Raw genomic sequence first — 12,569 nt, forward strand, 5'->3', positions numbered from 1 at the left:
TGTTATTGCCTTAATGCATGGGGAATTGAAACCCTGATGTGTTGTTTGCAAAAAAATGTAATGAATTAGGGTGGGCGTTATTTTGAGGGTGGGTCGGTTTCAAGCAAGGTGCCTGTTGTTGTTTGCTTGATATGGATATTGGCGATACGCGGTAGGGTAGAGATGAAGTTGTTACTGTCTTTAATGGCGACGACTGCGCTGATCTTTTCTTTGGATAAGCCATCCGTTGTGACAGGTGTCGGCCGATAGCGCGAGAGGGTTTCGGCGATTTCTGCGAGCTCAGCCTGGTTGAAGACCAAGGTGCCACTGATGAACTTGAAGTAGTCTTGTGCCGTGACGTTGGTGCGTGGTTGTAAGCCTGCCGCGGTTAGTTCTGCGACTTGGTTGTTGTGCAGGATGATCTTTGTACCACCGGTTTTGCTGATGACTTCTACTTTGCCGTGATCAACGCTGATGCGTTCAAGCTGTTGGAGTTTGTTGATAGCAAATCGAGTGCCCAGTACGGCGACCTTGAGGCGATTGGTTTCAACCACAAAAGGCCTGTCAGGGTCGTGTTGCACTTCAAATACGGCTTCTCCCTGCAGCAGGTCAATATGACGCTGATGGCGGTAAAACTTGATTTCAATATGCGAATTGGCATTGAGCGTCACGCGGCTGCCGTCATCTAATGTTTGCGTCATAAGTTGTGCGCGCGCGGTTGTTGATGCTAATTGCAGCGTAGGGGTGTTTTGCCAAACCTGATATTGATGAAAGCCTGCCCAGCCAATGCAGATGGCAGCCACCACGCCAGCCACGGTCCCCGCCAGTTTTTGCCTGGTTTTCTTGCGCTCGTTTTGTTTGAGAAATACATCTGTTTGTTTAGCTTGTGCCAAACTTTGCAATTCACTCACTGAGTCTATGCCTTGCCAGGCATGGCTGATGCTCAGGTATTCCTGCTGATGTAATGGGCTTTGCATGAGCCAGGCTTCAAACTGGCTGCGCTCGGGGGCATCAGGCGAGGCCTCTTGCATGCGGATAAACCAGCGTGCGGCCGTTTCTGAAATTTTGTTGTGCGTGCTCATGCGCTTATTTGAGAAACTTTTCGCGTGCAGCGCGGAGATCCAGCAAGGCGCGGATCAGGTGACGCTCAACCATATTCAAGCTGATCTGCATTTGCTCGGCGATGTCTTTTTGTGCATGCCCCTCAATGCGATACATGATAAAGACCTGACGGCAGCGCGGCGGTAAGTCCTGGATGATTTGTGTGACTAGTGCCAGCCTTTGTTTGATGTCTGCTAGGTGTTCAGTTGACACTGAGGCAGGTTCTTCAGGGTCTGCCTGTTGCTGGTAGTCGGCAAAGTAGCTGTCTTTGCGGTATTGCTCCAGTAGCAGGTTTTGCACAATGGTTCGCAGGTAGGCATGTGGCTCCTCGTTGCGATGCGGGCTGGTGGTCAGCGCAAAGCGTAAAAAGCCATCGTGCAAAATATCTTTTGCTTGATGTGGGCAAGCGGTTTTGCGACGTATGCCTGGTAGCAGTGTCGTATATGCCCAATGTAGGTTGATGCCATGCCAAAACATGCCGTGTGCGTTGTGAGGTAATATTAAATGGCAAACCATACGCAAGGATTGTTCCCGCGCCTGTGCTTTATATAGTGATTGATAACTGTTTGTTTAGTCAGCTTTTTTAATAACTGATTTGGATAAATGGAAATAATGCGATTGGTTGTAATCAGCCAGGTTGGCTTAAATTAGCCAAACCTGAATTAGACAAACCATGTGGAATACATCTGGCTTGATCAAGAATATCTGCCTTTGCCATCGCTCAACTGTGGATGGTTTGCTAAAATGATCGTTTTTATCTTGGTCCTGTTTTCATGACACGCAAACTTCTGGTGACGTCCGCTTTGCCATATGCCAACGGCAGTATTCATTTAGGGCATCTGGTTGAGTATATTCAAACCGATATCTGGGTGCGTTTTCAAAAGATGCAGGGCCATACGGTGCATTATGTGTGTGCGGACGATACCCACGGCACACCAATTATGCTGCGCGCAGAAAAAGAGGGCATCACGCCGGAAGCGCTGATTGAAAAGGTCCATGCTGAACATAGTCAGGATTTTGCTGAATTTCTGGTGCAGTTTGATAACTATTACTCCACCAACTCGGAAGAAAACCGCCAGTTGTCCGGCAATATTTATCGTGCGCTCAAAGCCAACGGCAAAATCGCGACCAAAACCATAGAACAATATTTTGACCCGGTCAAAAACATGTTCTTGCCGGATCGCTTTATCAAAGGCGAGTGCCCCAAGTGCCATGCCAAAGACCAGTATGGCGATAACTGCGAAGTCTGTGGCACGACTTATAGTCCGACGGAGTTGATTAACCCATTCTCGGCCGTGTCTGGTGCGACGCCGGTGCGCAAAGAGACCGAGCATTACTTTTTTAAACTGAGCGAGTGCGCAGACTTTTTGCGTGACTGGACGCGCTCTGGTACCTTGCAAGCCGAAGCCGCCAATAAAATGAGTGAATGGGTGGGCGAAGTTGGCGAGAATAAACTCTCTGACTGGGATATTTCGCGCGATGCGCCTTATTTCGGTTTCGAAATCCCGGATGCGCCAGGCAAGTATTTTTACGTCTGGCTGGATGCGCCGATTGGGTACATGGCCAGCTTTAAAAATCTGGCTAGCAAGGCCGGCTTGGATTTTGACGAGTACTGGAAAAAGGATTCGACGACCGAGTTGTATCATTTCATCGGCAAAGATATCTTGTACTTCCATGCCTTGTTCTGGCCCGCAACGCTGGAATACTCTGGCCACCGTACGCCAACACAGGTATTCGCGCATGGCTTTTTGACGGTGAATGGCGAGAAAATGTCCAAGTCGCGCGGTACGTTTATCACGGCGCGCAGCTACCTTGAGCATGTGAAAAATCCTGAGTATTTACGTTATTACTATGCCGCCAAATTGAATGGCAGCATGGAAGATATTGACCTGAACCTGGAAGACTTTGTCGCCCGCGTCAACAGTGACTTGGTCGGTAAATACATTAATATTGCCAGCCGTACCGCCGGTTTTGTGGCTAAAAAGTTTGATAACAAGCTGATCACTGCCCAACATGCGGTGATTGATGACATGCGCGCTGCGGCACCTGCAATTGCCGAAGCGTATGCTGCCCGCGACTTTGCACGTGCGCTGCGTGAGATCATGAAGTTGACCGATGCTGCCAATGCTTATGTCGCAGAAGCTGCGCCTTGGGTGGTTGCCAAGGATGACAGTAAAGCGGCTGAGTTGCATACGATTTGCAGCAATGCATTGGAAATGTTCCGTTTGCTGACGATCTACCTGAAACCGGTCTTGCCGAATATTGCAGCTGCCGTTGAAGCGTTTCTCAGTGTGCAGCCATTGCAATGGGCGGATGTCGGCCAAGGCTTGGGGGCGCAAACGATTCAGCCTTATAATCACATGGTGACACGCTTGGAAGGTAAGCAGATCGAGGCCATGGTCGAAGCCAATAAAGACAGTTTGCAAGCGGCATCTGCGCCTGCAAAAACAGAAGCGGTTGCCAAGACGACAGTCAAGGCTGAAGCGCCAGCGGCCGAAGAGGGTGCTCATATTTCGATTGATGATTTTACCAAGGTCGATTTGCGTATTGCCAAGATCGTCAGTGCCGAGCATGTGGAAGGGGCTGAAAAGCTGCTCAAATTGCTGCTGGATATTGGTGAGGAAAAGCCACGCCAGGTATTCGCCGGGATCAAGTCTGCCTATGACCCGGCCACGCTGGTAGGGCGTTTGACCGTGATGGTCGCCAACCTGGCACCGCGCAAAATGAAGTTTGGCATGAGCGAGGGCATGGTGCTGGCGGCCAGTGATGAGCGTGGCGGCCCTTATATTCTGTCGCCAGACAGTGGGGCGCAAGCAGGCATGCGCGTGAAGTAGGGCGAATGTAAAAAGTGAGTGGTGTTGGTCTTGTACTGGCGCCTCTCATATTTGTGCACGGTTGATTGTGCTACATCAAAGCTTTACCGGCCGTTGGCTGTTCTAATGATGTCTAAGAAATCGTAATTTCTAAGAAAAGTGTGCCACCTTGAGCGCGCGTGACACTTTCAAAAAATGGCTAACACATTGTTTTATATTATATTCAATAATATAATATAAAGTTGTATATTGTTTGACGGATGGTCCATCACCCAATGGCAAACCCTTTAGCAGCAAGCAGTGCAAACCCCTGGCAAGGGCTGGATATCCAGTCTGAATGGGAGCGATTTAGTCAACGCGATGCATCCTCTGCTGAGGTGTGGACCTCTCATGTCTGGGTGGATAATATGCACTGCGCCGCTTGCAGCGGGCGTATTGAACAAGCCATCAAACAACAGCGTGGCGTGCTTGCTGTACAAGCCAGCGCTGCTTCCAAACGTGTCCGCGTGGTCTGGGATGCGAAACAAACTTCCCCTTCTCACTGGTTTGCCAATTTAAACGAGATTGGTTACCCGGCATTACCGCTTAACGAATACAGCGCTATTTCGGATCGTACTGTCCAGCAACGCAAGATGCTATGGCGTCTGGTCGTTGCCGTGTTCTGCATGATGCAGGTCATGATGTACGCCTATCCTACTTACTGGTCTGATAGCAATGATATGGCGCCAGATATGGTGCAACTCATGAAATGGGCATCGTGGGTGCTGACCCTGCCGGTGATGCTGTTTTCTGCCACGCCGTTTTTATCCCAGGCTTGGGCCAGCATCAAGCAGCGCCAGTTAGGCATGGATGTGCCGGTGTCATTGGGCATCCTGGCAGCCTTTATCATGAGCACACTGGCGACCTTTGCCCCTGGCGGCTGGTGGGGTGACGTGGTTTATTATGACTCGCTGACCATGTTTGTCAGCTTTTTGCTGATTGGCCGCTGGCTGGATGTCAAATTGCGCAACCGCACGGCCGGTGCGCTGGAAAACATGATGCGTCGCTTGCCGCACGCTGTGCTTAAGAAAGATGCTGCCGGTGAGTGGGTGCAAATCGCCGCGACCAATATCAATGTGGGTGATGTGTTATATGTACGCCCAGGGGAAGTATTCGCGGCGGATGGCCTGGTGTTAGTTGGCAGCACAAGCGCCGACGAGTCTATGCTCACGGGTGAATCTGAGCCTGTGCTGAAACCGGCAGGTGCCAAAGTCATTGCCGGTGCCGGTAATTTAACCTCTGCCATTGAAATGCAGGTCGAGCAGGTGGGCGAGGGTACGCAGTACCATGCGCTGGTTAACCTCATGGCTTCGGCCTCTACCGAAAAGCCTGGCATCGCCTTGCTGGCAGATAAAGTTGCGCAGCCTTTCTTGTGGGCGGTATTGCTGGCAGCTGTCTATGCGGTGTTTTTCTGGTGGAGTACCGATCCTGCCAAAGCCATTATGTCAGCCGTGGCCGTACTTGTCGTGACTTGTCCATGTGCATTATCCCTGGCAACGCCTGCAGCGATGCTCGCCAGTGCCGGTACGTTTGCCAAAGGCGGGGTGTTGATTCGCCGTTTGCAGGCGATTCAGGCGATCAGTGAAATTGACACGATCGTGTTTGATAAAACCGGCACTTTGACCGAAAACTTGCAGCAAGTTGCCTTGGCCGAAAGCCATGCAGCCTGGGATAGGCAGTGGTTGCTGGACGTGATTGCCAGCATGAGTCGCGATTCTTTACATCCGGTGGCTCAAGCGCTACATGGTTTTGCTTTGCAGCATGATGCACAAGATCAATTGGTGGTGCAGGATTGGCAAGAGATTGTGGGTGGCGGTATGTCTGCTACATTTTATGCGCCAAATGGGGCATTACTACCGGTGAAGCTAGGCAATGCAGAATTTTGTGGCATCAGCGACGAACTCGAGAGTGATGCGCTGCGTCAGGTCTATGTCACGACTGGCGAAATCCTGCTGGCGAGACTGACTTTGTCCGAGCAGGTAAAACCACATGCCAAAGCGGCTATTTCACAATTAATTGCACATGGGCTTGATATTCAACTGTTATCTGGTGATAGAATAGCGCCCGTTAAAAACCTTGCAGCGCAACTGGGAATAGCGCGCGCATTTGGGTTACAAAAAGCAGCAGATAAGCTGCAGCATGTAAAGTTGTTGCAACAACAGGGGCGGAAAGTATTAATGGTTGGTGATGGTTTGAATGACGGCCCTGTCATTGCAGCAGCGCATACTTCTATTGCAATGGGTTCCGGCGTCCCTTTGACGCAGGCACAGGCCGATATGGTGGTGTTGGGTAATGATATCGGTGTGCTGGTTTCGCTCATTTCGCATTGTCAAAAAACCATCCTCATCGTAAAACAGAATTTGTTGTGGGCTGCGTTGTATAACGCAGCTGGCGTACCATTAGCGATTATGGGCTTGTTGCCCGCCTGGCTGGCCGGGCTGGGGATGGCGGCCAGTTCGCTATTGGTGTTGCTCAATGCATTACGTTTGACCGACTGGGATAAGTCGGGCTGGCAGAAAGGTCAGGCATAGCGTTATGGAAATTGCATTTTTATTGATCCCACTGGCAGTGTTGCTGGTGTTTGTGATTCTGGGTGGCCTATGGTGGGCAATCCAGACCGGGCAGTTTGAAGACCTGGAAGAAGAAGGTTCGCGAATTCTTGAGCAGGACTAATGCTTTTAGGAATTTCTGAACGGGATTGATGTGTGTCAAATCAGATTTGTGACAATCTGAGATGATCAGGTTGAACAACTAAAATTTTTTAGAATTTTTTTAGTGTTGGGTGTTTGTTTTAATCATTGGGAGAAATCCATGCAAAATGCAACCGTGAAGGCTGCGACCTATAACGATACAGTGGTCCGCCAGTTCGCAATCATGGCAGTGGTTTGGGGAGTTGTGGGCACACTGATGGGCGTGATTATCGCGTCTCAGCTAGTGTGGCCGGAGCTTAACCTGGGCCTGCCGTTTACCTCTTTTGGCCGTTTACGACCACTGCATACCAACGCAGTGATTTTCGCATTTGGTGGCTGTGCTTTATTTGCTACCTCATACTATGTCGTGCAACGTACCTGCCAAACCCGTTTGTTTAGCGACAAACTGGCAAGTTTCACTTTCTGGGGCTGGCAAGCAGTGATTGTCGCCGCAGCCATCTCCTTGCCATTGGGTTATACCCAGGGTAAAGAGTACGGCGAACTGGAATGGCCAATTGATATCCTGATTGCGATCGTATGGATTTCTTATGCCATCGTGTTCTTCGGTACCATCGGTATCCGTAAGGTTAAGCATATCTATGTGGCTAACTGGTTCTACGGTGCGTTCATTCTGGCGGTGGCTTTGTTGCACATCGTTGAGAGTGCTGCTATTCCGGCTGGCTGGTTCAAGTCTTACTCTGCTTACGCAGGTGTGCAAGATGCGATGGTGCAGTGGTGGTATGGTCACAACGCGGTAGGTTTCTTCTTGACAGCGGGCTTCCTGGGCATGATGTACTACTTTGTGCCTAAACAAGCTGAGCGTCCAGTTTACTCTTACAGCTTGTCTATCGTGCACTTCTGGGCACTGATTTTCACTTACATGTGGGCGGGTCCGCACCACCTGCATTACACCGCTTTGCCTGACTGGACTCAGTCCCTGGGTATGGTGTTGTCTTTAATCCTGTTTGCACCAAGCTGGGGCGGTATGATCAACGGTATCATGACCTTGTCCGGCGCATGGCACAAACTGCGCACTGACCCTATCTTGCGCTTCCTGATCGTTTCCTTGTCTTTCTACGGTATGAGTACCTTTGAAGGCCCGATGATGGCGATCAAGACTGTGAACGCTTTGTCTCACTACACTGACTGGACCGTGGGCCACGTGCACTCTGGTGCTCTGGGCTGGGTTGGTTTCATTTCTATCGGTTCCCTGTACTTCCTGATTCCACGTTTGTTCGGTCAAAAAACCATGTACAGCGTGAAAGCGATTGAAGTGCACTTCTGGATGGCAACCATTGGCGTGGTGTTGTATATCGCTGCGTTGTGGATCTCTGGCGTGATGGAAGGCTTGATGTGGCGTGCGATGAACGCTGACGGCACATTGGCATATACCTTCGTTGAGAGTGTGAAAGCCAAGTTCCCTTACTACTTCACACGTGCATTGGGTGGTTTCCTGTATATGAGCGGTTTGGTGATCATGTTGTGGAACACATATAAAACAGCCACTAATGGCAAACCAGCAACGGTAGAAGTACCAGCTGTTGTTGCACACGCTTAAGGAGCTCACTATGGCAACTCATCAAAACAATAGTGGCAATCTGCACGAAAAGATTGAAACCAATAACTTCCTGTTGATCGTGCTGACTTTCATCACGATCTCCTTTGGTGGCCTGGTTGAAATCGTGCCTTTGTTTTTCCAAAAATCCCTGACTGAACCTATCCGTGGGTTGCAGCCATACACTGCATTGCAATTGGCTGGTCGTGACATTTACCTGCGTGAAGGTTGCTACAACTGTCACTCACAGATGATCCGTCCGTTCCATGCTGAAACACTGCGTTATGGTCACTACTCTGTAGCGGGTGAATATGTGTATGACCACCCGTTCCAGTGGGGCAGTAAGCGTACCGGTCCTGACTTGCACCGTGTAGGCGGTAAATACAGTGACGACTGGCATCGTGTGCACTTGAACCAGCCACGTGACGTTGTGCCGGAATCCATCATGCCAGCATACCCATGGTTGAATGAAAACCTGGTGAACGATGAAACGATTGGTGACCATATGATTGCGCTGCGTAAAGTGGGCGTGCCTTACACCGACGAGCAGATCAAGGCTGCTGGCGCAGAAATCAAAGGCAAAACCGAGATGGATGCACTGGTTTCATACCTGCAAGTATTGGGTACACACCTGAAATAAGGAGACGCGCCATGGATATGATCAATGTATTACGCATCGTGTTTACAGTACTGAGTTTTGTGCTGTTTATAGCAATCCTGGTCTGGGCATGGCGCAATCGTCACTCTGCACAGTTCAAGGACGCGCAAAACCTGCCGTTCGATCAAGACTAATTATCTGTGCGGAAAGCTTAAGGAAAACATCATGAATGATTTTGTAAACGGATTTTGGCCGATCTGGATTTCGACCATCACCTTGGGTGGGATCGCTTTTTGTGTCGGTTTGCTGATTTTCGCAAGCCGCGTCAAAGTGCCGCTGGATAGCGACAATACCAATGGTCACGAGTGGGACGGCATTAAAGAAATGAACAATCCGCTGCCAATGTGGTGGGTAGGTTTGTTTATCATCACCGTTATTTTTGGCCTGACTTACTTGTACCTGTTCCCAGGTTTGGGTACTTACAATGGTAAGTTTGGCTGGACCGGCGTGAAGCAGTACGAAGTCGAAGTGGCCAAAAACAACGAAAAAATTGCACCGCTGTATGCTAAATACGCCGCGATGCCAGTAGAAGACGTAGCCAAGATCCCGGAAGCCCGTGATATTGGTAAGCGTATTTTCCTCAACAACTGTGCCGCTTGCCATGGTTCAGATGCCAAAGGTAGCCGTGGTTTCCCTAACCTGACGGATACTGACTGGTTGTATGGCGGTAGCCCAGAGCGTATTAAAGAAACCATTACTGGTGGCCGTATCGGCATGATGCCGCCGATGGCCGCAGCTGTTGGTAGCGAAGAAGACGTGAAAAACGTGGCTAACTACGTATTGAGCTTGTCAGGCAGTATTCATGACTCTGGTCGTGCCAATGCCGGTAAAGACAAATTCGTGGTATGTGCTGCTTGCCATGGTCCTGAAGGTAAAGGTAACCAGATGATTGGTGCACCTAACCTGTCAGACAACACCTGGTTGCATGGCCAGGGTGAAGCCGCGATTATCAAGCGTATTCACGAAGGTAAAACCAACCAGATGCCTGCCTGGCAAGAGAAATTCAGTCCAGAGCAAATTCATTTGCTGACCGCTTATGTTTGGGGTCTCTCCAACAAGTAAGCGAATGCAGATAAATACATGAGCGATATTAAACAAAGCGCTGTGACCAAAACCACCATCCGTGAACAGGAGGTGGTTTTGTCACTTTATAAGTCCGAAGATAAGATTTATGCCCGTCATGTCTCCGGTTTCTTTAATAACTGGCGTTGGGTCATGGTGTGGGCGACGCAGCTGTTCTTCTACGGTGTGCCGTGGTTGCAATGGGATGGCCGACAGGCCATGTTGTTTGACCTGGAAGGCATGCGCTTTTATGTGTTTGGCCTGATCTTCCATCCGCAGGATTTGATTTACCTGGCGTTCCTGTTGATTGTCTCCGCGCTTTCCCTGTTCTTATTTACGGCGATTGCCGGGCGCTTGTGGTGCGGGTATACCTGTCCGCAAACGGTCTATACCGAAATCTATATGTGGATGGAGCAGAAGATAGAAGGTGACCGTATTGCTCGCATGCGTCTTGATGATAGCAAGTGGAGCTTCAACAAAATCACACGCAAGTCCTTAAAGCAGTTTGCCTGGATTGGGTTTGGTTTATGGACCGGTGTGACCTTTGTCGGCTACTTTACGCCCATGCGTGAACTGGTGCCTAGCTTGCTGCAATTCCAGGCCGGTGGCTGGGAAACATTTTGGGTCTGTTTTTATGGGTTTGCCACCTATGGCAACGCCGGTTACATGCGTGAGCAGGTGTGTAAATACATGTGCCCATACGCACGCTTCCAGAGCGCGATGTTTGATGGCGACACCATGACGGTGACTTACGATGAAGCACGTGGTGAGCCACGTGGTTCACGCTCCAAAAAAGCAGGTGAGAATGCCAATGGGTTGGGTAGTTGCATTGATTGCAGTATTTGCGTGCAGGTATGCCCGACCGGTATCGATATCCGTAACGGCTTGCAATATGAATGCATCGGTTGTGGCGCCTGTATTGATGCCTGTGATGACGTGATGGATAAAATGGGCTACGCCAAAGGCCTGATTAAGTATACGACGCAAAACGGCATGGACAATCGTTGGAACCGCCAGCAGATGTTTGCGCGTTTACTCCGGCCGCGCGTGCTGATTTATTCGACGATTTTGTTGATCATGGTGGTTGGCATGGGCGTCGGTATCTACTATAAACCTGATTTCAGGCTGGATGTGTTGCGTGACCGCTCAGTGATGGCGCGTTACACCAACGATGGCAAGATTGAGAATGTCTACAATCTCAAGCTGGAAAATGAGACTGAATCTGTGCGGGATTATGAGCTGAAGGTCACTGGTTTACCCGCGCTTGCGATCCATTTCTCAGACAATAACAGTCAGCAGCTCAAAGCACTTAAACCTTTTGAGAAGCGTAATGTCATTGTTGAGGTGCAGGTGCCTGACGGTGAGACCCGTGCTGGATCGCACAAGATTTTCTTTGAGTTAACCGACATTGAAGCAAAGGAAACGGTTAAGGAAAAATCTGTCTTTATTGTCCCCAGCAATTAGCGGCTAAGGCGTGACGTCGAGTCGGCTGGCACAAAGCAACATAGATAAAGGAACACTGATGGTTGAAACACAAAAATGGTACCAGAATGCGTATGTCTGGCTGATTATTGGCGGTCCGTCCCTGGTCGTGGTGGCGTCTTTTATCACCTTGTACCTGGCCATTACGCATCCGGATCCGGCCATTGACGACTATTACCGCAAGGGCATAGAAATCAATAAAACGCTGGATGCGCAAGGCTATGATGTGCAGGATGAAGCCATGGCGCCTGCCATTCAGGCCCGCAATCATGCGCAAACCGGCCTTAAACCAGCCGAAGAATAGCGCTAACGTTATCCGTCTAGACAAACATGCGCACGCGGAATCCCTGCGTGCGCAATGTGCTGGCATATTTCTCTAATATCTTCTCTGAAGTAGCCTGGATGCAGCCGCATAGGTCTTGCTGGCTGGGTCTGGCAATGCCGTACAACAAGATGCCGCTGATACGCTGTTTTAATGGCAATAAAGCCTCCATGTAGCCTGGCAATGTTGGCGTGGTCACGGTTTCCCCGTGCAGTGATCTACTGAAAATCGCAGTCTGTACCCAGGTTGTACAAAGTGTGCAGCAAGTTTGCAGGCGCTGCAAATGCAATGCCAGCGGCAAATGCGTATCGTTGACTGCCAGCATCTCGCCATCGTTGCCTGCATCCAGTTTGAACCATACCTCTCCGCCCATCTCGTGTAAGCGTTTGAGTGCATGTTGTATATGCGCATGCTGCAACTGGCTGCCATTGGTAATGAGCCGTAAATTGGCTGGGCGGTCATGTGGTTTGCGTTGCTGCATCAGGTGGGCAACCATGTCGAGGATTTCTGCGAACTGCGGTGACGTTGTTGGCTCGCCATCACCAGCAAATGCAATATCCTGCACGCAATCGCGCAGCGTCAACGTGGTGTAGTGGATATGCAGGGTTAACCAATTCAGGCAGTCAGTGAGCCCCTGCTGCAGACGGTGAGTGTCTATCGTTGGTGAGGGGCCACGCTGCAGGCCTGGCACCTGGCAATACACGCAATGCCAGTTACAACAATGATTGGGGTGCAGGTTGATGCCGATAGAAAGGCCTTGTGCCCGGCGTGACCACACCGGGTAAATATACTGCCAGTGGCGCGTGGATGCATAAGACATCAACGCGTCAAAAAGGGCAGAGGGCTCCATCGGGCGTCAGTAATGATG

General features: G+C 50.2%; 12 protein-coding genes. 9 read left to right on the top strand and 3 right to left on the bottom strand.

Going from position 1 to position 12,569, the window contains the following annotated elements; translation table 11 throughout:
• Window positions 1-77 precede the first annotated feature (77 nt).
• Window positions 78-1,061 (bottom strand): FecR family protein, encoded by a 984-nt coding sequence (locus tag ACIDE9_RS02190; RefSeq protein WP_411992342.1) that lies wholly within the window; start codon window positions 1,059-1,061, stop codon window positions 78-80.
• A gap of 4 nt (window positions 1,062-1,065) precedes the next feature.
• The gene (locus tag ACIDE9_RS02195) at window positions 1,066-1,557 is read right to left on the bottom strand and encodes an RNA polymerase sigma factor (protein WP_411992343.1); all 492 of its coding nucleotides are present in this window, start codon (window positions 1,555-1,557) and stop codon (window positions 1,066-1,068) included.
• A gap of 296 nt (window positions 1,558-1,853) precedes the next feature.
• Here ACIDE9_RS02195 and metG point away from each other — a divergent pair, with 296 nt between their 5' ends.
• The 9 genes from metG to ACIDE9_RS02240 all read left to right on the top strand — a co-directional run bounded on the left by metG (window position 1,854) and on the right by ACIDE9_RS02240 (window position 11,683).
• A complete protein-coding gene (gene metG, locus ACIDE9_RS02200) occupies window positions 1,854-3,914 on the top strand; it encodes a methionine--tRNA ligase (RefSeq protein WP_411992345.1) in 2,061 nt (686 codons plus the stop codon).
• A gap of 254 nt (window positions 3,915-4,168) precedes the next feature.
• A complete protein-coding gene (locus ACIDE9_RS02205) occupies window positions 4,169-6,463 on the top strand; it encodes a heavy metal translocating P-type ATPase (RefSeq protein WP_411992347.1) in 2,295 nt (764 codons plus the stop codon).
• A 4-nt stretch (window positions 6,464-6,467) separates the two neighbouring features.
• A complete protein-coding gene (gene ccoS / locus ACIDE9_RS02210; RefSeq protein WP_019881964.1) occupies window positions 6,468-6,605 on the top strand; it encodes a cbb3-type cytochrome oxidase assembly protein CcoS in 138 nt (45 codons plus the stop codon).
• A gap of 138 nt (window positions 6,606-6,743) precedes the next feature.
• Window positions 6,744-8,180, top strand: coding sequence for a cytochrome-c oxidase, cbb3-type subunit I (gene ccoN / locus ACIDE9_RS02215; protein WP_194753291.1), 1,437 nt, complete (start codon window positions 6,744-6,746; stop codon window positions 8,178-8,180).
• Window positions 8,181-8,190: 10 nt separating this feature from the next.
• Window positions 8,191-8,817 carry a cytochrome-c oxidase, cbb3-type subunit II gene (gene ccoO, locus ACIDE9_RS02220; RefSeq protein ID WP_411992350.1) on the top strand — a complete coding sequence of 209 codons (627 nt, stop codon included), beginning with the start codon at window positions 8,191-8,193 and terminating at the stop codon, window positions 8,815-8,817.
• An 11-nt stretch (window positions 8,818-8,828) separates the two neighbouring features.
• Window positions 8,829-8,969, top strand: a complete 141-nt coding sequence (locus tag ACIDE9_RS02225) for a cbb3-type cytochrome oxidase subunit 3 (protein WP_194740978.1) — start codon at window positions 8,829-8,831, stop codon at window positions 8,967-8,969.
• A gap of 31 nt (window positions 8,970-9,000) precedes the next feature.
• Window positions 9,001-9,897, top strand: coding sequence for a cytochrome-c oxidase, cbb3-type subunit III (ccoP, locus tag ACIDE9_RS02230; RefSeq protein WP_411992352.1), 897 nt, complete (start codon window positions 9,001-9,003; stop codon window positions 9,895-9,897).
• Between the two features lie 18 nt (window positions 9,898-9,915).
• The gene (gene ccoG, locus ACIDE9_RS02235) at window positions 9,916-11,361 is read left to right on the top strand and encodes a cytochrome c oxidase accessory protein CcoG (RefSeq protein WP_411992354.1); all 1,446 of its coding nucleotides are present in this window, start codon (window positions 9,916-9,918) and stop codon (window positions 11,359-11,361) included.
• Window positions 11,362-11,419: 58 nt separating this feature from the next.
• Window positions 11,420-11,683 (top strand): FixH family protein, encoded by a 264-nt coding sequence (locus ACIDE9_RS02240; protein WP_411992356.1) that lies wholly within the window; start codon window positions 11,420-11,422, stop codon window positions 11,681-11,683.
• 16 nt (window positions 11,684-11,699) lie between these two features.
• Here ACIDE9_RS02240 and ACIDE9_RS02245 read toward each other — a convergent pair whose 3' ends face one another.
• A complete protein-coding gene (locus tag ACIDE9_RS02245) occupies window positions 11,700-12,521 on the bottom strand; it encodes a hypothetical protein (protein ID WP_411992357.1) in 822 nt (273 codons plus the stop codon).
• Window positions 12,522-12,569 lie beyond the last annotated feature (48 nt).

Origin of the sequence: Methylophilus sp. 'Pure River' (assembly GCF_046765995.1) — a bacterium.
GTDB lineage: Bacteria > Pseudomonadota > Gammaproteobacteria > Burkholderiales > Methylophilaceae > Methylophilus.